Source organism: Pantoea phytostimulans (assembly GCF_046118715.1).
GTDB classification, from domain to species: domain Bacteria; phylum Pseudomonadota; class Gammaproteobacteria; order Enterobacterales; family Enterobacteriaceae; genus Pantoea; species Pantoea phytostimulans.
In genome coordinates, this window is sequence record NZ_CP173698.1 from 1,578,098 (window position 1) to 1,602,911 (window position 24,814).

The following is a 24,814-nucleotide window of genomic DNA, read 5'->3' on the forward strand; positions in this document are numbered from 1 at the left end:
AAGCACCCTTCCGTTATTCCGCCTTCAAAATCTCTTCGTGCTCATCCAACCAACCTTGCCTTAACTCCGGCACGGCGCGTTTCAGGCGCTCGAAATAGAGCTCGCTGGTTGGCTTGTCATAATCATTACGCGACAGCTGCGTCACGATGCGGCCGCTTTTCATCACCACAATCTCATCACACACCGCGCGTACTGCGTGCATATCGTGGCTGATAAACAGTACCGACAAGCCCAGCTCGCGGCGCAGCTCACTGATCAAATCCAGCACGGCGGCAGCGACCACGGTATCCAGCGCTGAGGTCACTTCATCACACAGAATCAAATCGGGTTCTGCAGCCAGCGCACGCGCCAGGTTAACGCGTTGCTTTTGACCGCCCGACAGCGCCCAAGGGCGACGCCACAACACACTACGTGGTAGCTTCACCAGATCCAGCAGTTGATATAAACGCTGTTGGCGCGCCGCACCGCTCAAGCCATGAAACAGCGTCAGCGGGCGCGAAAGAATACGTTCAACACTGTGCGACGGGTTCAACGCGGTATCCGCCATCTGGAACACATACTGAATGCGGCGCAGCTCGTTATCGGGACGCTTATGCATATCGCCCGAAATATAGTGCCCATTAAACAGAATGTGGCCGTGACTCGGCGCGTTTAGCCCGGCAATTGCGTGGGCCAGCGTGGTTTTCCCGGAGCCCGACTCGCCGATGATGCCAATCGCCTGGCCTTTCCACAGCTTGAGATTGATCTCTTCAAGAATACGGGTTTTTGGATAACCATCGCTACCCCGCGGACCGTAACCCGCCGACAGATCGCGCACTTCCATCAGTGGCTGGATATCGGCTTCTACCGGACACCAGTTGCTTGGGCGCTCTTTCTGCTGAGCAGCATCCATCAACAGGCGGGTGTATTCCGCCTGCGGTGCGCCAATCAGCTGTGCGGTGCTGCCATATTCGGCAATTTGTCCACGCAGCAGCACCAGAATGCGATCCGCCATTTGCGCGACCACCGCCAAATCGTGGCTGACATAAATTGCCGTCACGCCACGCTGTGCTACTACGCGGCGAAACGCTTTCAGAACTTCAACCTGGGTAGTGACGTCTAATGCGGTGGTGGGTTCATCAAGGATCACCACGTCAGGATCGCCAATCAGCGCCATTGCCGTCATTAAACGTTGCAGCTGTCCGCCAGAAACCTGATGCGGAAAACGGTCGCCGATGGTTTCAGGGTTCGGCAACGCCAGCTCGCGAAACAGCCCAATCGCTTTGGCTTTCGCGTCTTTGCGCGTCATGGTGCCGTGAATTACTACGGGCTCAATCACCTGATCAAGAATCTTCATGCCGGGATTGAACGAGGCCGCCGCACTTTGCGCAATGTAAGAGACTTTGTTGCCGCGAAACGCGCGCAGCTGCGCGGGCGTCAGGCTGTTCACATCGGTTCCGGCCACGTGAATATTGCCCTCGGCGATACGGCAACCGCTGCGAGCGTAGCCCATTAACGCCATTGCGATGGTGGTTTTACCCGAGCCAGACTCGCCAATCAGCGCCAGCACTTCGCCCTTTTGCACCGTGAAGCGAATGTCTGAAACCAGATCGATCTCTTCACCCCTGTCGGTCTGCGCCGTCACGCGCAGCTTATCGACTGAAATCACCGGCATTGCCGTATGTGGCATCACGTTCATGCTCCCTCCTTCGCTAATGTCATGGGACGCATCGCTTGTAAGCTGTCGATGAACAGGTTGGCACCAATGGTCAGGCTGGCAATCGCCAACGCAGGCATTAACACCGCAGGAGAACCATCAAACAGGCCCTGAATATTTTCGCGTACCAGGGTGCCCCAGTCGGCGTACGGTGGTTGCACACCAAGGCCGAGGAAGCTCAAACCACTCAGCAGCAATACGATGTAGACAAAGCGCAAACCAAAGTCGGTCAACATTGGGTGCAGCATATTGGGCAGGATGTCGTGGATCGCGACATACCAGCGGCTTTCGCCACGCAGCCGTGAAGCACGTACGTAATCCATGCTGCGTAAGCTGCTGGCCATGGCAAACGCGATGCGGAATGCGCCCGGCCAGTACGTGAATACCGCTGTAAGAATCAGCATCGGCAGCGAGGAACCAAACACGGCGACGATCATCAGCGACAGTACTTTGCCCGGCAGCACCAGCAGTGCATCGTTGACGCGACCCAGCACCTCTTCCAGCCAGCGCCCCGCCATCGCAGCCAGCAGCGCCAGCAACGTGCCGATCACGCTCGCCAGCAACGCGGCGCTCAGCGCCAGGCCGATGGAGAATTTTGCGCCATACAAAATGCGGCTCAGCATGTCACGGCCCAAATAATCGGTGCCCAACACGTTATCAGCGGTTACGCCGCCCATTAACGGGCCGCCACCGATATCATCAATGTTGTGCGGTGCCAGTTGATTACCGAATACCGCCATCAGCAACCAAAACAGGGACATCAACAAACCCAGTCGGCCTGAAATCGACAACGACTGAAAGAAACGCCAGGGAAGCAGCAGCGTATTCATTAGCTTCTCCATTTCGGATTAAAGGCGATGGTGAGAATGTCTGCCGCCAGCAGCAGCACCAGATACGAGGCGGCGAACAACATCACGCAGAGTTGCACCACCGGCAGATCGCGGTTGCTGACCGCATCCACCAGTTGGCTGGCGAGACCGGGATAGCTAAAAATGGTCTCGATGATAATGACGCCACCAAACAGGTAGGAGAGACTCAGCGATATGGCGTTGGCAATTGGGCCAACTGCATTGGGCAGCGCATGACGCAGCACTGCACGCAGCGGCGAGACGCCTTTCAACAGCGCCATTTCCAGATAGGGGCTGTCGAGCTGGTTGATAATGGCGGCTCGCGTCATGCGGGCCATCTGCGCCACCAGCACGCAGCACAGCGTGAGCACCGGCAGCGCGTAGGATTTCAGATAACTGATTAAATCCATATCCGGGCTGCCAAACGACATCGCAGAGACCCAATGCAGTTTCACCGCAAAGATCAGCACCGCCACGGTCGCGACTAAAAACTCGGGCACCGCAACCGTTGCCATGGTGCCAATCACCAGAGCACGGTCCAGCCTTGAACCCCGATTCATTGCCGCCACAATGCCGATAATCAACGCCAGCGGCACGCAGATCAGCGTGGTGATCCCCGCCAGTTCAAAGGTGGCGGGAATGCGCTGCGCCACTAATTGTGAAACCGGCAGATGGCTGGCAAATGAGGTGCCAAAATCGCCCTGCATCATGCCACCCAGCCAACTGAAATAACGCATCAGCAGCGGCTGATCCAAGCCCAACTGCTGACGCAACGCCGCTACCGTTTCCGAGGTAGCGTTTTGCCCAAGGATCATCTGCGCCGCATCACCCGGCAGCATACTGGTGATAAAAAACACCACCGCCGAGACGATCAGTAAGGTCAGGATGCCCGCGCCAACACGCCGGGCAATCAGGAACATCATGTATCGGTTCATCGGCGTACTCCTTTTCACGGTAGCGGTTAACAGGTTAAGCGGAGAGCCAGGCGAATTCGTGGAAGCGATAGCCCATCATCATGCCCGACGGCCAGGCTTCTACACCCTTCACTTTCTTGCTGTAACCATCAGTGGAGCTGATAAACGTTGGGATGATGGTGCCGCAGTGGTCATAAATCAGTTTCTGCATATCGCCATACATCTGTTTGCGTTTGGCCTGATCGCGCTCGCCGCGTGCAGTCACCACCAGCTGATCGAATTGATCATTCTTCCAGCCCGATTCATTGTTGGGCGCACTCGACATGTAGAACTGCGAAAACAGCATATCCAGCGTGGGCCGTGGGTTGATGGAGCCGTAGCCCACCGGATCTTTGGTCCAATGGGTTGACCAGTAACCGTCGTAAGGCACGCGGCGCACTTTGAAATTGATGCCGGTGTTACGCGATACCTGCTGAATCAGCTGGCCGCCTTCGTTCGAGCCTTCGATATTTGGCGTGGTGATAATCTCAACCGTCGCGCCGGTCATGCCCGCTTTCTGGATATGGAATTTGGCTTTTTCTGGGTCAAGTGGACGCGGTTTGAGATCGGCGTTGTAGAGCGGATGCCAAGGCGGAACCGGCGTATCGTTACTGACATCGCCATAACCTTGCAGCACGGTTTTCACCAGCATTTCGCGGGGTTGCAGATATTTCATCGCCAACACGAAATCTTCGTTGCTGCCTGGCTTCACATCCGTGCGCACAATCAGGTTGGTGTACATGCCAGATTTACTCTCCAGCACGCCAAAATCGCTGGTGGCTTTGATGCGTTTACAATCGGCGGCACTTAACGTTGAGACGATGTGCAAATCGCCCGACATCATGCCGTTGACGCGTGCGGCCTGATCGGTCACGCCCAGCAGTTCAACTTCATCCAGATGCGGCAAGCCGGGTTTGAAATAATTGGGGTTGCGCGTTCCCACCGAACGGGTGCCCGGCGAGAACTCTTTACAGACATACGGGCCAGTACCGATGCCTTTGGTAAAATCTTTGGTGCCATCCTGAACGATCAGGAACGGCGGCGTAGCCAGCATGTAGGGCACGTCGAAGTTGGCGCTGCTTAACACCAGTTGCACTTCATTATCATTGACTGCCGTGAAGGTTTTGAACTGATCGGCCAGCTTAAAAGCATTTGATGCGACGGCGGGATCTTTGTGGCGGCTCAACGAATAAATAACATCTTTGGCGGTGAGCGGCTTGCCGTCGTGGAAGGTGACGCCTTTGCGCAGTTTGATCTGCCAGGTAATGCCATCCGTTGATTCAATCGATTCTGCCAGCGCCGGTTTGGCGGCAAGGTTTTTATCCAGCTCAGTCAGGCCGTTATAGAACATATATTGACGCGTGTAGTCGCCGCTGTTGTTGCTTTTTGCTGGGTCCAGCGTGTCGGTGGCGGAGGCGTTTGACATCGCCGCGCGCAACTTGCCGCCCTTCACAGGGTTCTCAGCAGCAAAGCCCACTTGTGGAAAACCCATCAGACCACTGCTCATTGCGGCGCCTGCCGACAACAACTTCATTAAACTGCGGCGGGACAGTGATCCTTCCGTGATCATCCGCGTCAGTGCCGGATTTACTGCGCCAGAATCTTTATCAAATTTACCCATCTGTAGACCCTCAATAAGCATTCAATAAGCGTTCAATAATCGATTCCCTCACGGTTCCTGGTTACAGGAAGGCGGCAATCAGGCACATTCCAATGCGCTTACTGAAGTAAGTGATTCGGATGAGCACATGCAGCCAACGCCCCTGCAGCCTGAAACAGGACGGGAAATCAGGAGAGCCGGTCCTTGGCCTTGTAATACAGCCCGGCGAGCGGTAAAAACCATGGCTTGCCGTGATAACCAGGCAAGGCAGGCCACGTTTCGCGTTGCCAGGGATTCTGATTGGTTTTTTCAGCCAGCAAGTCGGCCATTACGCGCCCCATCCACACTGACATCTGCGTGCCGTGACCGCTGTAACCGAGTGAATAAAACAGGCCATCCTGTTCACCGGCGCGTGGCAGGCGATCGGCGGTCATGTCCACCATGCCGCCCCAGCAATACGCCACGCGAGCCTTGCTCAACGGCGGAAACAGCGTGGCGAACGCATTACGCAGGATCTCTCCACTGCGTGAATCGGAGGTAGGGTTACTGACAGCAAAGCGTGCCCGGCCACCAAACACCAAGCGACGGTCGGCGGTGGTGCGGAAATAGTTACCGAGGTTCATTGAGGTGACATACGTGCGATCCTGCGGCAAGACCTGACGCAGCAGTTCGTCGCCTAACACTTCCGTTACCACGATGAAACTGCCCACCGGCACGATGCGGCGCTGGAACCAGGGAAATGGCCCTTCCGTTGAGCAGCCGGTTGCCATCAACACTTTGTCGGCAACGATTTCACCCTGAGCGGTTTGCACGCGATGGCGATAGCCGTCGAGGCGCTCCAGCCCGGTCACTGCATGATGCGGATAAATTTTTGCGCCGTGGCGTGCAGCCGCATTCGCCAGCCCCACACCAAACTTGCCCATGTGCATCTGTCCGCCGCGCTTTTGCAACAATCCGCCGTGGAAATCGTTGCTGCCCACTTCGCGATGAATCTCCTCTTTGCCGAGCAGTTCAATCTCTGGATCAACAGTACGGCGCATCAATTCCCAGGCTTCGCGTAGACCGGCGAAATGGGACGCTTTACTCGCCAGTTTGATTTTGCCGCACAGGCGAAAATCGCAATCGATCTGTTCTTCATGCGTGAGCTGCTCGACATAGCTCACCGCTTCGTCGTAAGCACGATAGAAGCGGCTGGCCTGTTCTACGCCCTGGCTCGCCACCAGCGAAGCGAAATTCTGCGCTACGCCAGTATTACAGTGCCCACCGTTACGCCCTGAGGCTTGGCTCATTACCTCGCCGCTTTCCAGCACCACCACGCTGACGCCGCTGCGTGCCAGATTGAGCGCCGCCGAGATGCCGGTAAACCCGCCGCCGATTACCACGACATCAGCCTGTGAAGGCAGTGATTCTTTGGCCGCGCCGGTAAAAGCGGGGGCGGTGGCTTGCCAGAACGATTCGAGTTTCATTACGTGGTCCTTAGAGTCCGACGACGCCAGGCAGGCCGCCAATGTCTTTGATTTCGGTGTAGCCATAAGCCGGATTGGCGGGATCGTGCCCTCGGTTCACCCAGACTTTGTTGGTAATGCCGAGATCGTGCGCGGTCATCAGGTCATATCGCAGGCTGGAAGAGACATGCAAAATTTCGTCTGGGCGGCAATCGAGCTTCTCCAGCATGTATTCGAAGCCTTTCATCTGCGGCTTGTAAGCGCCCACTTCTTCTGCGGTGATGGTCATGTGAATCGGTGCACCGAGACGCGGAACATGATGCGGGATCAGGTCATTCATGGAGTTGGTCAGCAGCACCAGCGGGAACTCTTTTGCCACTTTAGCCAGCCCGGCGGGCACGTCTGGATGCGGGCCCCAGGTAGCGCAATCGGTATAGATGAAGTCGCTGTCAGCTTTATCCCAACGCACGCCCCATTTTTTGCAGGTGCGCTGCAGAGCGTTGCTCACTACGTCGTAATAAGGCTTCCACGCGCCTAACACTTCATCCATGCGATAGCGGGCGAAATCGGTGGTAAATGCGTTCATCGCTTCTGGCGCTACGCGCTCAGAGAAACAGCGTTCTGCGGCACCGGCCATATCAAAGAAGATCAGCGTGCCGTAACAGTCAAAAGTGATGTATTTAGGTTTAAACAGTGCCATGAAACAACCTCGTCATTGTCAGATGTTTAGTTTAAAAATCGATGAGTACACTTTTCTGGCGTTGGCAGGCCTGAAACGCCTGACGGCCTAAATCTTTGCCGATGCCTGAACCGATAAACCCGCCGGTTGGAATAATGAAGTCGCCGGAGCGGCCGTAGCGATTGATCCACACGGTGCCCGCTTCAATGGCGCGCATGGCACGCAGGGCGCGCGGTAAACTCATGGTGTGAACCCCGGCGCACAGACCATAAATCTCATGCGCCGCCAGTGCTAAACCTTGCTCTTCGTCGTCAAAGGTTTGCACCGTCAACACCGGGCCAAAAATTTCCTGCTGCACGGCGGCATTATCCTGCGCCACGCCGCTCAGCAAGGTGGGCTGCCAAAACCAGCCGCCGTCGGTGTTAGCAAAACGTTCACCGCCCACCAACACTTCTGCGCCCTGCGCTTTTGCTGCCTCGATAACCGAACAGACTTTGTTGCCCTGGCGTTCGTCGATCAGTGGCGCATAGCGGCTTTGATCGTTCCAGGTTACGCCAGGCTGAACTTCGCGGCACAGCGCGGCTAAACGTTCAACCAGCGGATCGGCAATGCCTCGCTGTACAATCAAGCGGGTGCCCGCGACGCAGGCTTGTCCGCCGTTAGCGGTGAAGCCCCGAAGAATACGTTGCGCCAGCTGATCAATATTGCCCGCATCATCAAACACCAGCTGCGGGCTTTTACCGCCCAACTCCAGCGTGACCGGCTTCATGCCAAACTGCGCGGCATCACTCATGATGCGGGCGCCGGTTAACGTTGAACCGGTGAACGAAACTTTGCGCACCAGCGGATGTTTTACCAAGGCACTGCCAGTCACCGCGCCGCTGCCCTGCACAATGTTCAGTACGCCAGCGGGTAATCCTGCTTGCACTGCCAGCTCAGCCATGCGCACAGTTGAAAACGGCGTCAGTTCTGAAGGCTTCAGTACCACAGCATTTCCTGCTGCCAGCGCCGGGCCGCATTTCCATGACGCCATCGACAATGGGAAATTCCATGGCGTAATGGCACCAATCACGCCATAAGGTTCAGGGATCAGCATCCCGAGGCTGCTTTCACGGGTAGGAAACAGGTCACCGCTGTATTTGTCTGCACATTCGGCGTAGAAACGAATGGCTTCTGCGGTGAACGGAATTTCGTGCTGCACCACATCGCTGATTGGACGGGTTGAACCCAGCGATTCAAGTTGCGCTAATAAGCTGTCTTGCTCGATGAGATCGGCCCAGCGACGTAATACGCGACCACGTTCACGCGGTGAACAGCTCGACCAGCCGCTGGTTTTCAGTGCCTGGTGCGCACTATTCACTGCGCGATCAACATCATCCGGCTGGGCTTCATTGATCGTGGCAAAGACTTTGCCATCGGAAGGCCGCTTGACCGCAAACGGCGCGCCTTGTGTCTGAGCATGTTGGCCATCAATATAATGACCAACAGGAAGAGAGACTTTTTCAGGGTCGAAACTTAACATGGAAGAATCCTTATTTGTTACACCCATCACTCGCTGATTAATTAGCTTTTCATCGCGACTTATATTCAATGTTAATAAGCTAATGCAGAAAGTATGCCAGCCACGAAAAAAATAAAAATGCGTTTAAAACAGCGCAAAAAAATTTTCTGCCGTATTACAGCAGCAAAATTTGCGGAATTGCCGAACATTTAAACAGATGATTTACTTCACAAAATATTTGCATCGCTTTGGTGCGCCATGCACGAAACTTGCACTAAAAGGGAGAGGACGCGTAAAACTGGATGCAACGCACAACATAAAAACGCCCATATTATTAATTGCAGGCGCTTTTTAATTAGTTACTTGCTAATACTAATTTTTAAATTATGTGAATACCTTCACGTATTCCCTCAATAATTCAGGTCGAAGAAAGGTATGTAACCAACGCACCGGCTGTTTTAATTAGGAAATTAACGCTGTGTATCCCCTAAATAATTCAGTTCGAAGACAGGCATGCAACCATTGCACCGGCAGCTTTAATTAGGAAATTAACGCTGTGTATCCCCTGAATAATTCAGGTTGCAGGAAGGCGGCAAGCGCGTAAGTCCCCGGGAGCATACATAAGTATGTGACCGGGGCGAACGCGTGCAGCCAACGCACCTGCAGCCTGAAGTATGACGGGGATAGGACGGGGATATCAGAGGCTACCGATATGGAAGGTCTTCTGTTCCAGATACTCATCTATTCCGTAGCGTGAACCTTCGCGGCCTATTCCTGATAATTTCACCCCGCCAAAGGGCGCAACCTCTAATGAAATAGCACCGGTATTGAATCCGACCATACCAAATTCCAGCGACTCGGCGACACGCCAGGCGCGACGAATATTTTCCGTGAAGAAATAGGCGCCAAGGCCATATGGCGTATCGTTCGCCATTGCAATCGCCTGTTCTTCGTCATCAAAAATAAACAGCGGTGCCACTGGGCCGAAGGTTTCTTCATGAGCTATACGCATTTTGTTCGTGACGTCACCTAACACCGTCGGCTGAACATAAGTTCCGTTGCCCTGGCTGATTCCGCCTGTGAGCAATGTCGCGCCCTGACTAAGGGCATCATCGATATGGCTGTTAACTTTTTCAACCGCACGCTCATTGATCAGCGGCCCGATGGTGCTGCCTGGCGTGAAACCGTCGCCCACTTTTAAGGTTGCTACCGCTTCCAACAGACGCGCTGAAAAACGTTCATAGATGCCACGTTGCACCAGGATGCGGTTAGCACAGACGCAGGTTTGCCCCGCATTGCGGAATTTACTCACCATGACGCCGGCTACAGCGATGTCGATATCGGCGTCATCAAACACAATCAATGGCGCATTACCGCCTAATTCCAGGCTAAGGCGTTTGATGCTGTCGGCGCTTTGCTGCATCAATAACTGACCAACGCGGGTGGAACCGGTGAAGGAGATTTTGCGTACAGTGCGACTTTCGGTTAACGCCGCACCAATCTCGGTGGGCAAACCGGTGACAACTTGCAACACGCCGGAGGGAAAGCCTGCGCGCTCTGCCAGAACCGCCAAGGCCAGCGCAGAAAGCGGTGTCAGCTCTGAAGGTTTCACAATAATTGGGCAGCCCGCCGCCAGAGCCGGAGCGACTTTGCGGGTGATCATGGCGATAGGGAAATTCCACGGCGTGATGGCGGCTGCCACCCCAACCGGCTGTTTCAATACCAGAATGCGGCGATCGTCGCTGGGAGAAGGAATCGTATCGCCATAAATGCGGCGCGCCTCTTCGGCAAACCATTTCACGAAGCTGGCACCATACAGTACTTCGCCTTTGGCTTCCGCCAGCGGTTTGCCCTGCTCAGCGGTCATGATGATTGCCAGGTCATCCGCGTTATCAATAATCAGCTGATGCCATTTTTCCAGCAGCGCTGCGCGAGCAGCATTGGGCGTTTTTCCCCAGCTGATGCGTACTGCATCGGCATGAGCAATAGCTTGTTCGGTTTCTTCCCGGCCTAACGCCGGTATGGTGGCAATGGTTTCACCGGTGGCTGGATCAATGACCGGCAGCGTTTCGCCCTGATGTGCGTCTTGCCAGCGTCCGCCAAACAGCGCCTGCTGGCGCAGCAGATCGCCATCTTTAAGTTGTATCCGCGACATAACATCCCCTCGTGATGGTTTTGTTTCACTTTATCGCGTCGCGTCAGCGCAGGATGTTTTTCTACGGGATGAGAAAGGAAGTTCAGGGAGTTTTCAATGCGGAAAAAAAATTTTATGCCGTGGAACGCGCCCAGCCTTGCCGGGCGCTTTTGCTTAAATTTGGAAATCGAGTACCGGTTCTTCATCGCTGGTGTAAGAGAGCGCTTGACGCTTGATCTCTTCCAGCGACAGATTGGCATTACACAACTCCAGGAACTGCCAGACGTAATTGCGCTGGAGCTGGCCGCGCTTCAGACCGAGCCACACAGTGCTGGCTTCAAACAGATGTGTTGCATCCAGACGTACCAGATCTTCACCCTCATCCAGCTCACAGGCTTGATCAGCGAGAATACCGACGCCAAGACCGAGTTTTACATAGGTTTTTACTACGTCGGAGTCCTGCGCACTCAGCACGATATCAGGCCGTAAGCCCGCGCCCTGGAATGCGCGGTCAACTCGCGAACGGCCTGTTATGCCCTGACGATAGGTGATCAGTGGATACTGGCTGAGTTTACTGAGTGAAACCGGCTGCTGCTGCACCAGTTCGTGATCTTTCGGCACCAACAAGGCGTGATGCCAGCTGAACCATGGAAAGGCGGCCAGGCTAGAATTATTCACCAGCTGTTCACTGGCGATACCGATATCCGCTTCGCCTGCCAACAACATGGTGACGATCTCCTGCGGCGAACCTTGGTTTAACTCCAGGCGCACGTTGGGATAGAGCTGACGGAACGCCTTGATCACACGCGGCAGGCTGTAACGCGCCTGAGTATGGGTAGTGGCGATGGTGAGAATACCGCTGGTTTCGTTGGTAAAGACATCGGCGAGACGCCGCACTTTGCCCGCCTCATCAAGAATGCGTTCGGCAATGGTGAGCAGCGCTTTGCCCGGCTCAGTCATCCCCAACAGACGCTTACCGCGACGGATGAAAATCTCTACACCGAGCTCATCTTCCAGATCGCGTATATGACGACTCACTCCCGACTGGGAAGTAAACAGCGTATTCGCAACTTCCGTTAAGTTAAACTCACAGCGGGCCGCTTCACGAATGATTTTAAGTTGCTGGAAATTCACGATATTTACCTCCCTTTACGAAACCTGTTCTTCAGATGGTAAGAACTATTATTGATAACAACAAATAATAAAAAAGATTCTTATATGACTTTAGGGAATAAGTGGAGGGGGTTCGGGGTGCGAACCGGTGCCTGGGTTCGGGGCGCGAACCGGCGCCTGAGTTCAAAGCGCCGAACCAGGCGCGGTGGCTTTTTCGTTCGCCCGCCAACCGGGCAGTTTCATTTCCTCCCTGCGGGCGACCGACAAGGGTTGCTGAGCGGCAACCCTTGACCCGCGCTTCCGGCCAGCCCCCTCGCCGCTTCGCGGTTCCCTCGCTTTTTCACGATTTCTGACGGACCGGACGGATTCGCCATCCCTGGCTCACCCCGTCCTCATCGCGGCATCCCTGCCGCTCGTCCTGAAATCCCTCATTCTCTCGGCGAGTGAAATGGCCTCTGGCAACCCCCGCTGCAGCAGCGGCACCTTTTCTTTTATGTTTTGCACTGCTGTGAATCTCATAAACCCATCCCGCCTTCTCGCGTCTTCGATGACTGAATTTCTACAGACCTGTCTGTGGGCTTTAGTTTTATGAACTGAGTTTTGAGTTTATTTTTGGCGCATCGGAGTTTCAGACGAGGATGTATGTAAGAAAGAAGAGGAAGCGGCAGGCGGTGGATGCCGGAGGCATACGGTGCGCTGAGGAAAGAACGGAGGCCAGGGCGAGCGGCAGGGATGCCGCGAAGAGGCTGGGTCGAGCCAGGACGGCGAGTCCGGCCGGTCCGTCAGGCCGGGTGAGTGACGAGGGAACCGCGCGAAGCGTGGCGCGGAGTCTGCCGGACGCCGGGATTGTTAAGGGGCTGGCGTAAGCCCCTTAACACGTCCGCCTGCCCGGAGCAGATGAAACTCCCTATCGCCTGGCGGGCGGAATATTCTCAGTGCAAATCCGCTGCAAGCGAAATCCGCACTCCGTGCACTGAACTTAGCCCGCTGCAAGCGTGAAATGCCCACACAGGGCATCCACCACCAGCGGCTGGTCGGTCCGCAAACCGACAAATCAGCTCACTAGCATCAGCTCGCGCTCTTCTGTCAGTGGCTTATTCAATAACGACAATAGAATATTTTTTACTGCTTGCGCTGAAGGTGACAGCGGCAAACGTGCGGAGACGTTTAGCGACAGCGGCAGATTCAGCGATGGGCTGTTGATGCGCGCCATCCAGGCATTGGTTGAACCCACTAGCGAACGCGCGGCGGATTCGGGTAACACGGTAACGCCCATGCCGCTGGCCACGGCGGCAGTCAGTGTGGAAATAGATTCAATCTCACCAATAATGCGCGCGCTCAGACGACGCAGTGAGAATGCTTCGTCAACGCGTTTGCGCACTGCACTGTAATCACGTGGCAAAAACAGGCTCATCTGCGCGACATCCGCCAGATCCACGGTGCTGCCAGGACAATCAGTCGCACCCACCAGATAAAGCTCTTCTTTCATTAATGGGATGCTGTTAATACCGGCCGTCGGCGCGCGATCGTACAACACTGCCATATCGAGCTGACCGTTCATCACTTTTTCATTGAGTGAACTGCCGCTGTTTTCGTGCAGATACACCAGCACATCTGGAAATTGTTCGCGGACCGTTTGCAGCAATGGCATGGTCAGCGTAGAGGCCGCTGTTCCGGGTGCAAGGCCAATCGAGACTTGGCCATTCAACGCCTGTCCAGCGTTGATCACGGCTGTTTGTGCCTGCTCACACTGACGCAGAATAGTGCGTGCGTGAGCATAGAGAATTTTACCTGCTTCGGTTGGCGTTACGCCGCGCTTAGTACGGATCAGCAATTGTTGATCCAGTTCATTCTCCAGCGTAGCGACCTGCTGGCTGAGCGCAGGCTGTGCAATATGCAGCACTTCTGCTGCCTGAGTCAGACTGCCGATATCGACGATTTTAACAAAGTACTTCAGTCGTCTTAAATTCATCATGCCTCCGTCACCTTCCCCGAATAGTTAGCTGGTCGAGCCAGCCACTTTGTAGTGAAGGAAATTGCAATATGCAGGCCAGGTTGCAAGATGAGGTGCCTTAGAAAAGCCAGAGTTATTCTAACGGCCCGGAAAATAAGCGTTTCTAATTACCTCTTACGGGTTAATAAGCACAAAGCATGAGTGATGGCATCAAATAACTTAGGGGCGCGCACTGATATGGTGCAGAAGTTGCGAGTCAGATGTGCAAAAAAGTGATGGCTGGTCGTACACTTTTAGTGCAGTTCGATCCAGGAGGGCGCATCAAAGACGCGTAGAGACTGCCTTAACAGATATCCAGAAGTTAATATGATGTAAACGTTATCAGTGGTTAATCTTATGATCGTAAGGTGCGAGGTCGTTTGTCCCCCACCTCAATCCTCCCCCATAAATGGGGGAGGAAGACGCTGCAATATGTCCGATCTATACCAGCATGTGGCAGCGTCTCCTTCCCCCGCGTCGCGGGAGTGCGAGGTCGTTTGTCCCCCACCTCTGTCCTCCCCCATAAATGGGGGAGGAAGACGCTGCAATATGTCCGATCTATACCAGCATGTGGCAGCGTCTCCTTCCCCCGCGTCGCGGGAGTGCGAGGTCGTTTGTCCCCCACCTCTGTCCTCCCCCATAAATGGGGGAGGAAGACGCTGCGATATACCCGCTCATTACCCGCATGTGGCAGCGTCTCCTTCCCCCGCCTCGCGGGAGTGCGAGGTCGTTTGTCCCCCACCTCAATCCTCCCCCATATATGGGGGAGGAAGATGCTGCAATATGCCCGCTCTGTACCTGCATGTGGCAGCGTATCAGCGTTTTTTGCGGTTACGATGCATATCTATGGAGACAGCCGCGACGATGATGATGCCTTTGATGATGTCCTGAATATAAGCATCCACGCCAATGAAGGTGAATCCGCTTTTTATCAATCCGAGGATCACCGCGCCAATCAGCGTACCGGTAATGCGGCCGACGCCGCCCATTAAGCTGCTGCCGCCGATGACGGCTGCCGCAATCGCATCCAGTTCGTAGGCCATGCCCATGCTTGACTGTCCGCTGCTGACGCGAGCCGCCAGCACCACGCCTGCCAGGCCAGAAAGTGCGCCCGCGATGGTATAAACGATGATCAAATATTTGTTCACGTTAATACCGGAGACTTTCGCCGAGGTCATGTTACCGCCGATGGCATAAACATATTTTCCGTAGCGCGTATGCTTCAGTGCGATATGGAACAGAAAAGCCACCACCAAAAAGATAATCACCGGCATTGCGCCCTGACCGATTGAAGTAAAGCTGTCGGAGAGGAAACTGATCGGATTACCCTGCGTGTAATACTGTGCCAGGCCGCGCGCAGAAACCATCATGCCCAGCGTGGCAATGAACGGTGGAATGCCGGTGCGGGTAATCAATACGCCGTTGACCAGGCCGCACAGTAATCCGACCCCAATCCCGGCACCAATCGGTATTGCCGCAGGCATATTCACCAGCGACGGGAACATCGGTGAAAGGCTGTCAGACGTTTGCGCAAGACTCGCTGCCACCACGGCTGTCAGGGCAATGACCGAGCCGGAGGACAAGTCGATGCCGGTGGTAATAATGACTTGTGTCACGCCAACCGCGATAATGCCGATGATCGCAACCTGCAGCAGAATCAAAATCAAACGGTTAGTGTTCATCAGGAACGATTGGTCGCGTACGTACCAACCGGCCATTTCAAAAATTAATGCGATACCGACCATGACGATAAAGATGCCGGTATCTCTGGGCAGCTTGTGCCGCAGATTGGTGAAAAAAGAGGGTTGCTGCTGGGATGCCGGATTGGCAGTCACTTTCATATTGCTCATAGTTTTCTCACGCCTCACTCAGATGCCAACGACAGAATGGTTTCCTGGTCGGCGTCTTCTTTATCGAGGATGCCGGTTATACGTCCGCCGTGCATAACCATCACGCGGTCGCTCATGCCGAGGATTTCCGGCAGTTCAGACGACACCATGATGATTGCCACGCCACGATTCGCCAGTTCACTGATCAAGCGATAGATTTCAGCTTTCGCCCCGACGTCAATACCGCGCGTCGGTTCGTCCAGAATCAAAATCTTGGGTTGAGCCAGCAGCCAGCGCGCAATCAACACTTTCTGCTGATTACCGCCGCTGAGGTTATTGATGATCTGATCCATGGTTGGCGTTTTGATGTTAAGACGACGAATCTGCTCCATGCAGTCCTGCGCCATCTTCACGTGACTGACAAAGCCGCTTTTGCCGCTGTATTCCGGCATGTTGACGATGCTCATGTTCTCCATCACCGACAACACCAGAAACAGCCCGGACTTTTTACGATCCTCTGTCAGAAACGCCATGCCTTTCTCAATCGCTGTCGAGGGTGAATCGATATTCACCGGCACGCCATCAATCAGCATTTCGCCGCTGTCAAAACTCTCCATACCAAACAGACTTTCCATCACCTCGCTGCGCCCTGCGCCAACCAGTCCCGCAACACCGAGGATTTCCCCTTTACGCAGCGTAAAATTGATGTCGGTGAAGCGATCTTTGCAGGTGAGATTACGCACCGTCAGCACATCTTCGCCGATGGCATTGTTGAATTTCGGGAAGAGCTGGGTGAGTTCACGCCCCACCATTTGGGTGATCAGCGACTGGCGTGTAAACGCCGAGGTTTGGTTGCTGCCAATCCAGCTGCCATCACGGAAAATACTGACTTCGTCAGTAATCGCGAAAATCTCATCCATCTTATGGCTGATATAGATAATGGCTTTGCCCTGCTCACGCAGGTCGCGAATAATGGTAAACAGATGGGCAACTTCGGTTTCCGTCAGCGCGGAAGTGGGTTCATCCATGATCACGACGTCTGAATTCCATGACACCGCTTTGGCAATTTCGACCATTTGCTGCGACGCAATGCTGAGCTCGCCCACCATCCGATCGGCTTTCAACCGAATATTCAGTCTGTTTAACAGCTCCTGAGTTATCTGGTTAAGCTTGCCGTGATCGACGAAGCCAAACTTCATCGGTTCACGTCCCAGCCAGATGTTCTCAGCGACTGTCATGTACGGCACCAGATTCAACTCTTGGTGAATCATCGAAATGCCGGAACGCAACGCGTCCATCGTGTCCTGAAACTGCACCGGCTCCCCTTTAATGCGGATGGTGCCCATATCGGGACGGTACATCCCGATAAGGCACTTCATTAAAGTGGATTTGCCCGCGCCATTTTCGCCCATCAAGGCATGCACCGTTCCCGAACGCACGCGCAGCGAGACGTTGTCGAGTGCTTTGACTCCCGGGAAAAATTTGCTGATACCTTCGGCTTCAAGCGCAAAAGCGGTCATACATCACCTCCGTACGGCTAAGTCGGGAACGACTATTTCAGATTGCGAGAAGTAAACTGTTCCATGTTGTCTTTCGTGATGAGCTGATAAGGAATGTCGACTACCTTCTGCACTTTCTCGCCTTTAACCAATTTTATCGCCGTTTGCACCGCGCCTTCACCCTGACCTTTGGCATCCTGGAACACAGTGGCAACAATTTTGCCTTGCTTCAGCATTTGCAAGGCATCAGGCGTGCCGTCGACGCCAGCAATCAAAATGTGATCCGGATTTTTGCCCAGCGCTTGTAACGCTCCGATGGCCATTTCGTCATTGTTAGAGGCAATGGCGGTAATCTCATCACCTGCGGTCATCCAGTTACTCACCACATCAACCGCATCGTTACGCATAAATTTCGCGGTTTGCTTCTGTACCACTTTGATACCCGGATATTTGGCGACCACCGCTTCTACCCCTTTAGTACGGTCACGCGTCGCTTCGTTTGCCAGATCGCCCAGCAGAATCGCTACGTTGCCTTTACCATTCATCGCTTTAGCCAGCGCTTCCATCTGTAAACGCCCGGCCAGTTCAGAATCGGAACCGACATAAGCCATTTTGTCTGTGAGCTCAGCCTGGGGACGACGGTTAACGAACACCAGCGCCACACCCGCTTTGGTGGCCTGATCCATGATCGGTTTCACCGCGTTGGTATCCACTGGGTTCACGATGATGGCGTCTACGCCCTGACCAATGAAGTTCTGTACCTGCTGTAACTGCTGCGCCACATCACCTTTGGCATCTTCGATCTGGCCTTTTACACCATCTTTCTGCATCTCTTTCTGTATTGAGGTACGGATAATGGTCAGAAAGTTGTCATCGAACAGCGCCATAGAGACGCCAACTTGAATATCTTTTGCCATTGCGGCGGCGGGCAACATGCAGGCTAACAGTGAAGCAACGATCGTTTTTTTAATGTTCATAGGAACCCTTCTTTATTGTTAACTTGCTCAGTGAGTTGACACCGCGAATGAAAAATATCTTTTACATTCATTCAACACTGCTGGCGTTTTTTATCAGTTTGTTAAGGTAAGACTTTCGGTTTAACGCATTTTTGTGACCGACAACTACTTTTCACAATCTCTTGATCTCAAACCATTTAATTTCAAAATCGCGTTTCACTTTTTTCACTTAATTTCCTCAGTGACCATAAGCAGTTCATTTGTTCCATATATTGGCGTTTTGAAATTTTTATCATAAAAGCACTGAAATGATTGTTTTAACATCGTCAAATAACAAAACTTTGACACGCCTCTAACATCTACAGAGAAATGCGCTTAAAGTGAGATCTCGTTGGCAGATTGAAAAGCAGGCGAATACCATAAAAATGCGGCAATCCGCTGCTTTTACGAGCACTTGAACGCAATAAGACAAAGAGGGCTTTGACAACCCGCAGCAGCGTCGTTAATATTCGCCCCGTTCAAACGATTCCTCTGTAGTTCAGTCGGTAGAACGGCGGACTGTTAATCCGTATGTCACTGGTTCGAGTCCAGTCAGAGGAGCCAAATTTGAAAAGCCCGCTCAGGGAAACCTGAGCGGGCTTTTTGTTTTCTTCGCGCGGTGTTTTCGCGGTTTCGACGCGAGCAAACGGGCATCGGGTTCCTGGCAGAATTACCGCAGTCGCCTCTGCTGCCAAAAGCATCAAGCCGCGGCTGTGTTAAAGTATCCCTTTCATTACTCCTGTTACTGAGCCCCATGTCGGATATTACAAAACGAAAAAATGACCCGGAAGGGCTAAAAAAACGCATTGTCGCAGGTGCATTAAAAACCTTTGCTGAGTTCGGTATGCAGGGTGCGCGCATGGAGCAGATCGCTGAGAACGCGCAAACCACCAAACGCATGGTGGTGTATCACTTTGGCACTAAAGAGCAGCTTTATATTGAGGTGCTTGAGCAGGTTTATCAGGCGATTCGCCAGCATGAAACGGGCCTGAATCTGGCCGTCATGTCACCCGAAATCGCGATGACTAAACTGGTCGAAGCCAGCTTTGATTACCATGTTTCGCACCCCGATTTTATGCGTTTAGTCTGTACCGAAAACCTGCTGCGTGGCCGCTACATCAGCCAATCCGCACGCATTAAAGAACTTAATCGCAGTGCGCTGGATCTGCTGGATGACATCCTGACGCGCGGTCAGCAGCAAGGCCTGTTCATTAAAGAGGTGCAAACCATCGATGTGCATCGCCTGATCAGCAGTATTTGCGTCCACCACGTATCAAATCGCTATACCTTTAATGCGTTGTTCAGCCCGGACAACAACGAAGAGGAGAGCATCCAACGAAATCGTCACCTCGCGGTGACAGCAACGTTACGCTACATCCGCAAGCACGATTAGCAAAGCCAGCCCGTGTAAGTAATGGTCTACGCTTGATAGACGAACCCGCAAATACCTTAAAACAGGAATGCAGTTGTGAGCAGAGACGCCCGCCTTTATCCGCTTCGCCAAACTCATGTTGAACCACAAGATGACGCACTGTGGAACTGGGCACAAAACGCTCAGGTTGGCAGCCGTCAGCAGGTAAAACGTCCGGCAAACGAAGCGGAACTTCAGCAATTACTTCGCCAGTCACAATGCCAGGTACGCGTGGTTGGCAGCAAACTTTCGCCTGGCCGAATGCTACATGTGGGCGAGAACGATTTACTGCTGGATCTCAGTGCCCTTTCCGGCCTGATCGCCAGCGATGAAAACAGCGTTACTTTTGGCGCGTCTACGCCGCTGCAACAGGTTTATCGCACACTGACGGAAATGGATCGGATGCTGGGATCGTCACCCGGCGTCATTGCAGTGCAGACGCTGGCGGGTGCGATGGCTACCGGCACGCACGGCCAGGGATTACAGCAAAGTTCATTGGCGGATGAAGCGCTGCGCATTCGCATGGTGCTCGCCGATGGCTCGCTGCGTGAATTTGACCGTGGCGATGATGATTTTGCCGCTGCACAGGTCACGCTGGGCGCACTGGGCATTATCACCGCCGTGACGTTGCGCACTGAGCCGTTCCGCATTTTTACCTGCCATAAATTTGCCGTTAGCGCCGATAACCTTGAACAAGATTTACCGCGTTGGAACGACGAATATCCGCTGAGCAAAGCCTGGTGGTTTGTCGATGACAACTTGATGCATGTCTGGAATGCTCACGAAGCCAGTGACGCTGAATGTCAGCGCTATGAGCAGAACCATCGTCAGGTTGTAGAGCACGCGAATACCGGTGACGACAGCCTGAACGACACCATCGACCAAACCCTGGCACACATGCATCGCGATACGCAGATTCACGGTAAAGGCGGTAAGCAGTTCCGCACCGTGACCCGTTTCCGTGACTTTACCGATGTTACGGGCGACATCTACCAATTATTTTGCCGTGGCATTGCGGTGCCGCAGATCAATGTGGAAATTGGCGTCCCGCTGGAAAACACGCCCGCCATCATCAGCAAGGTCAAAAGCTGGTATGCAGAAAATCGTCCACACATGCATTATCCCATTATTTTGCGCTGTACCGGCGCGTCATCCGCCTGGCTAAGCCCTTCTTACCAGCGCCCTACCTGCTATTTTGGCTTTGTGGTTTATTACGCCGATGACGGTTCACTTTCGCAGGATGGGCTGCATTTTTTGACAGAAATAGAAAAACTGCTGGTCGAAGAAGGCGGTCGTCCGCATTGGGGTAAATACTACGATGACCAGCGCTACACGTGGCGAGAAATCTACCCTAAATGGGATGAGTTCCGCGCCTTGCGCCGTCAGCTCGATCCACAGCTTCGCTTCAGTAACGACTACATCAATACACTTTTTGATTGAATTAAACGGGGAAAATCATGTTTGCTTGGGTAACGTTGTTGACTCAACCCGATTATTTAGTCGGCGTGAAAGCGCTGCACCGCTCGCTGAAACAGAGCGAAACACGCTGGCCGCTGGTGGTGATGACCACCGATGCGATCCCCTTAGCCGATCGCGAAGATTTGCAGGCACAAGGCTGCGTTATTCACCATGTTGACCCGCTCTATCCGCGTGATGACCTGGATCAGCACTACGCATCCGCCCAGTTTGGTGAAGTCTGGACCAAACTGCGTGCCTGGCAGCTCACCGAGTGTGAGCGCGTGGTGTTTTTAGACGCCGACATGCTGGTACTGCAAAACATGGATGAGCTGTTTACGCTGGATCTCGGTGATAATCAGCTGGCGGCGTGTCACGCTTGCCGCTGTAATCCCAATAAAATTGCCTCTTACCCCGCCAGCTGGCAGCCGGAAGCGTGCCATTATACCTGGCAGGATCGCGGTGAGCCGGCACCCGCCGAGCTCGACAATTATCTCAACGGCGGTTTTCTGGTACTTAAGCCTGATAACGCGGTGTTTGAAGCGCTGGAGCAGCGCATCGCCGCTATCGATGATTTGAGTGCTTACGCCTTCTCTGAGCAAGATTTGTTGAATGAGGTGTTTGAAGGACGTTGGCTGGTGCTGCCTTACATCTACAATGCACTGAAAACACTGCCGTTTCAGCACAGCCAAATGTGGCAAGGCGATGAAGTGAAGAATCTGCACTACATTCTGGCTAAGCCGTGGAACCGCGATTTAGATCAGCCGGAAATCGAGCGTGACCGGTATTACGCGCTGGATAAACTCTGGTGGGAAAAAAGCGCAGAACGTTAATGTGCAGCCTGCCTTCCCTTGTGGAGGCAGGCTATTTACTCTCTACCTAAACCTCACACCGGCATCCATTTACGTTCCATAGCAGAGACCGCAATCGCTTCCAATACTTTCTGCACCTGTAAGCCTTCAGCGAAATCAGGCCACATTTTGTCGCCCGCCGCGATGCCGTTGATTAAGTCGCGGATCTCTACTGTCTTCTGATCGTTAAAACCGATGCCGTGGCCCGCCGAAATACAAAAATTGGCATAATCGGGATGCGCCGGGCCGGTTAAAATCGTCTTAAATCCCTGACGTCCCGCGGGATCATCGTGAAGATAAAGCTCAATTTCGGCCATGCGTTCCTGGGTATAACGCAGCGTGCCCTTGGTACCAGTGACCACATAAGTCAGCCCCATTTTGCTGCCGCAGGCGATGCGTGAGGTTTCAATTACGCCGTGCGCACCATTGTTAAATCGCAGCAGTGCACTGGCCTGATCTTCATTTTCAACCGCCACGTGCTGGCTGAGATCTTTAGGATTAGGGCGCGATTTAATCACCGTCATCATATCGCCGCTCACTTCAGCAATATCGCCCACCAAATAGTGCGCCATGTTGACGATGTGCGCCGCCAGATCGCCCAGCGCGCCTAATCCTGCCAGCGCTTTTTGGCAATGCCAGTCGAGTGGGGTTTCTGGTTTAGCCAGATAATCTTCGTTGTGCGTACCGTAAAAATGCACCACTTCACCGATTTCGCCGCGCGCAATAATCTCTTTCGCCAGCTGGCTGGTGGGGTTTTTCATGTAGTTGAAGCCCACCAGCGTTTTCACGCCCGCCGCGTTGGCCGCCGCCACCATCTCTTCAGCATCCGCAACCGTCAGGGAGAGCGGCTTTTCTGAGTAAACATGTTTGCCGTGACGAATCGCTTCCAGCGCCATCTCTTTATGCAGGAAGTTTGGTGCGCAGATATCGACAACATCAATGTTGGGATCGCGTACCAGCTCGCGCCAGTCGCCAGTGGAGCGGCTAAAGCCAAAGGTGGCAGCCTGTTTTGCGGCTAAATCTGCGTTCACCTCTGCCAGCATTTCACGCACAATTTCGCCTTTAAGGGCAAAAACCGTGGGCGCTTGCGCATAGGCAATTGCGTGACAACGTCCAATATAGCCACTGCCAATCATGCCGATTCTGACTTTATTCATTTTTTACTCCGCCGGTTAAATATGAGATTAAAGCGGAATGTAAATTTCATTTAGACGCTTTTCAAAGTAGAAATGAAATAAATGTGATGATGATAAAAAACTATCGGTGAGAACCATTTAAACTGCATGCTGACAAGCATTAAGTCTCTTCTTAACACCTCACAATCACCTCATAAAACGCGGCTAAAATGGAAGCGTTCCAGAAATTTCATTTCACAGGCAGGCATTTTTTAGACGATGCAGATCAGGCCGATTTTTACTGGCAAAAGGCGTGATTGGCGTATATTTCAGCAGTCAGACGATTTTGTGAAAAAGAGCTTTGACAAGAACATGGGGTGCCGTTAACATGCGCCCCGTTCAAGCGATTCCTCTGTAGTTCAGTCGGTAGAACGGCGGACTGTTAATCCGTATGTCACTGGTTCGAGTCCAGTCAGAGGAGCCAAATTCGAAAAGCCCGGTCTTTGCAAAAAGACCGGGCTTTTTATTGCCTGTTTTTCATGACGCACTTTTGATTGACGGTGCGTCAGCCGCGGCCAGGCCGCGGCAACAGGTGTTAACGCCAGCCGAGTTCCGGCGCAACGTATTTCAAAATAGCTTCAATCACGTGTGCGTTATACGCCACACCAAGCTGGTTCGGCACGGTAAGCAGCAGCGTATCGGCTTCGGCAATCGCTTCATCCTGTGCCAGCTGTTTGATCAGCGCTTCCGGCTCTGCCGCGTAGCTGCGACCAAAGATGGCGCGCGTTTTCTCATCAAGGAAACCCACGGAATCCTGTTCCTGTCCGCTGCGACCAAAATAGGCGCGGTCCATGTCATTCACCAAAGCAAAGATACTGCGGCTAACGGAAACACGTGGCTCGTGCTGATGCCCTGCAGCTTTCCAGGCTGCACGATAGGCGCGAATCTGTTTTGCCTGCTGAATATGGAACGGTTCACCAGTTTCATCATCTTTCAGCGTCGAGCTTTGCAGGTTCATGCCCATTTTCGCCGCCCATTCTGCGGTGGCGTTGGAGCCTGAACCCCACCAGATACGATCGCGCAATCCTTCCGATAGCGGTTCAAGACGCAGCAAGCCCGGCGGGTTCGCAAACATCGGTTGTGGGTTCGGTTTAGCGAACCCTTCGCCACGCAGTACTTCCAAAAACTCTTCGGTGTGACGACGTCCCATATCGGCATCCGTTTCGCCCGCTTTCGGTTCGAAACCAAAGTAGCGCCAGCCATCAATCACCTGCTCTGGCGAACCACGACTCAGGCCCAGTTGCAGGCGGCCGTTGGAAATCAGGTCAGCGGCACTGGCATCCTCCACCATATAGAGTGGATTTTCATAGCGCATATCAATGACGCCAGTCCCGATTTCAATTTTGCTGGTGCGTGCACCGACAGCCGCTAACAGCGGGAAAGGCGAGCTGAGCTGGCGAGCAAAATGGTGCACACGGAAATAAGCGCCATCAGCACCCAATTCTTCTGCCGCTACGGCTAAATCGATCGATTGTAGCAACACGTCTTGCGCTGAACGCGTCGCCGACTGTGAAGACGGCGTCCAGTGACCAAAGGATAAAAAACCAATTTTTTTCATGTGTGACTTCTCCAGGTGGGCCATTTTCGCCCTCGCGTCATAAGACAATTCTTGATGCAGAAAGGTTACGCCAGCCGGG

At 53.5% G+C, this 24,814-nt stretch carries 18 protein-coding genes and 2 tRNA genes; 5 read left to right on the top strand and 15 right to left on the bottom strand.

The features are described from left to right. Nucleotides 1-13: 13 nt before the first annotated feature. From ACF2G4_RS07475 to ACF2G4_RS07535, 13 genes are all read right to left on the bottom strand, one after another. Nucleotides 14-1,678, bottom strand: a complete 1,665-nt coding sequence (locus ACF2G4_RS07475; RefSeq protein WP_215846456.1) for an ABC transporter ATP-binding protein — start codon at nucleotides 1,676-1,678, stop codon at nucleotides 14-16. Next, nucleotides 1,675-2,526 (bottom strand): ABC transporter permease, encoded by an 852-nt coding sequence (locus ACF2G4_RS07480; RefSeq protein WP_243077638.1) that lies wholly within the window; start codon nucleotides 2,524-2,526, stop codon nucleotides 1,675-1,677. Before ACF2G4_RS07480 ends, ACF2G4_RS07475 begins: the two co-directional genes overlap by 4 nt. Further along, a complete protein-coding gene (locus ACF2G4_RS07485) occupies nucleotides 2,526-3,479 on the bottom strand; it encodes an ABC transporter permease (protein ID WP_243077637.1) in 954 nt (317 codons plus the stop codon). Before ACF2G4_RS07485 ends, ACF2G4_RS07480 begins: the two co-directional genes overlap by 1 nt. A 34-nt stretch (nucleotides 3,480-3,513) precedes the next feature. Further along, complete coding sequence (locus ACF2G4_RS07490; RefSeq protein ID WP_243077636.1) at nucleotides 3,514-5,118, bottom strand: ABC transporter substrate-binding protein; 1,605 nt, start codon at nucleotides 5,116-5,118, stop codon at nucleotides 3,514-3,516. Between the two features lie 167 nt (nucleotides 5,119-5,285). After that, on the bottom strand, nucleotides 5,286-6,563 hold the full coding sequence (locus ACF2G4_RS07495; protein WP_409075788.1) for an NAD(P)/FAD-dependent oxidoreductase: 1,278 nt from the start codon (nucleotides 6,561-6,563) through the stop codon (nucleotides 5,286-5,288). Nucleotides 6,564-6,573: 10 nt separating this feature from the next. Next, the gene (locus ACF2G4_RS07500; RefSeq protein ID WP_409075789.1) at nucleotides 6,574-7,242 is read right to left on the bottom strand and encodes a haloacid dehalogenase type II; all 669 of its coding nucleotides are present in this window, start codon (nucleotides 7,240-7,242) and stop codon (nucleotides 6,574-6,576) included. A 31-nt stretch (nucleotides 7,243-7,273) separates the two neighbouring features. Continuing rightward, entirely contained in the window at nucleotides 7,274-8,743 is a 1,470-nt protein-coding gene (locus tag ACF2G4_RS07505; protein WP_409075790.1) for an aldehyde dehydrogenase family protein, read from the bottom strand. A gap of 676 nt (nucleotides 8,744-9,419) precedes the next feature. Further along, nucleotides 9,420-10,877, bottom strand: coding sequence for an NAD-dependent succinate-semialdehyde dehydrogenase (locus ACF2G4_RS07510; RefSeq protein ID WP_243077632.1), 1,458 nt, complete (start codon nucleotides 10,875-10,877; stop codon nucleotides 9,420-9,422). 153 nt (nucleotides 10,878-11,030) lie between these two features. After that, on the bottom strand, nucleotides 11,031-11,990 hold the full coding sequence (gene cbl / locus ACF2G4_RS07515) for an HTH-type transcriptional regulator Cbl (protein WP_243077631.1): 960 nt from the start codon (nucleotides 11,988-11,990) through the stop codon (nucleotides 11,031-11,033). Nucleotides 11,991-13,023: 1,033 nt separating this feature from the next. Continuing rightward, nucleotides 13,024-13,941: a nitrogen assimilation transcriptional regulator NAC gene (gene nac, locus ACF2G4_RS07520; RefSeq protein ID WP_215848252.1), complete on the bottom strand. Its 918-nt coding sequence runs from the start codon at nucleotides 13,939-13,941 to the stop codon at nucleotides 13,024-13,026. Between the two features lie 836 nt (nucleotides 13,942-14,777). Next, nucleotides 14,778-15,803 carry an ABC transporter permease gene (locus tag ACF2G4_RS07525; RefSeq protein WP_243078480.1) on the bottom strand — a complete coding sequence of 342 codons (1,026 nt, stop codon included), beginning with the start codon at nucleotides 15,801-15,803 and terminating at the stop codon, nucleotides 14,778-14,780. 23 nt (nucleotides 15,804-15,826) lie between these two features. Continuing rightward, nucleotides 15,827-17,311: a sugar ABC transporter ATP-binding protein gene (locus ACF2G4_RS07530; protein ID WP_409075791.1), complete on the bottom strand. Its 1,485-nt coding sequence runs from the start codon at nucleotides 17,309-17,311 to the stop codon at nucleotides 15,827-15,829. A 32-nt stretch (nucleotides 17,312-17,343) separates the two neighbouring features. Next, complete coding sequence (locus ACF2G4_RS07535; protein WP_409075792.1) at nucleotides 17,344-18,267, bottom strand: sugar ABC transporter substrate-binding protein; 924 nt, start codon at nucleotides 18,265-18,267, stop codon at nucleotides 17,344-17,346. A 506-nt stretch (nucleotides 18,268-18,773) separates the two neighbouring features. On the opposite strand from ACF2G4_RS07535, the gene ACF2G4_RS07540 reads away from it, so the two are divergent. From ACF2G4_RS07540 to ACF2G4_RS07555, 4 genes are all read left to right on the top strand, one after another. Then, nucleotides 18,774-18,849: transfer RNA gene (locus ACF2G4_RS07540), tRNA-Asn, on the top strand. A gap of 190 nt (nucleotides 18,850-19,039) precedes the next feature. Beyond that, complete coding sequence (locus ACF2G4_RS07545) at nucleotides 19,040-19,678, top strand: TetR family transcriptional regulator (protein ID WP_243077629.1); 639 nt, start codon at nucleotides 19,040-19,042, stop codon at nucleotides 19,676-19,678. A gap of 75 nt (nucleotides 19,679-19,753) precedes the next feature. Beyond that, nucleotides 19,754-21,136 (top strand): D-arabinono-1,4-lactone oxidase, encoded by a 1,383-nt coding sequence (locus ACF2G4_RS07550; RefSeq protein WP_409075793.1) that lies wholly within the window; start codon nucleotides 19,754-19,756, stop codon nucleotides 21,134-21,136. A 17-nt stretch (nucleotides 21,137-21,153) separates the two neighbouring features. Further along, nucleotides 21,154-21,984: a glycosyltransferase family 8 protein gene (locus ACF2G4_RS07555; RefSeq protein ID WP_215846441.1), complete on the top strand. Its 831-nt coding sequence runs from the start codon at nucleotides 21,154-21,156 to the stop codon at nucleotides 21,982-21,984. Nucleotides 21,985-22,037: 53 nt separating this feature from the next. On the opposite strand, the gene ACF2G4_RS07560 is transcribed toward ACF2G4_RS07555, so the two are convergent. Continuing rightward, the gene (locus ACF2G4_RS07560; RefSeq protein ID WP_215846440.1) at nucleotides 22,038-23,159 is read right to left on the bottom strand and encodes a Gfo/Idh/MocA family protein; all 1,122 of its coding nucleotides are present in this window, start codon (nucleotides 23,157-23,159) and stop codon (nucleotides 22,038-22,040) included. A gap of 366 nt (nucleotides 23,160-23,525) precedes the next feature. Here ACF2G4_RS07560 and ACF2G4_RS07565 point away from each other — a divergent pair. Continuing rightward, nucleotides 23,526-23,601 (top strand) — tRNA-Asn (locus tag ACF2G4_RS07565). A gap of 111 nt (nucleotides 23,602-23,712) precedes the next feature. Here ACF2G4_RS07565 and ACF2G4_RS07570 read toward each other — a convergent pair. Further along, nucleotides 23,713-24,735 carry an LLM class flavin-dependent oxidoreductase gene (locus tag ACF2G4_RS07570; RefSeq protein ID WP_243077627.1) on the bottom strand — a complete coding sequence of 341 codons (1,023 nt, stop codon included), beginning with the start codon at nucleotides 24,733-24,735 and terminating at the stop codon, nucleotides 23,713-23,715. Nucleotides 24,736-24,814: the final 79 nt, after the last annotated feature.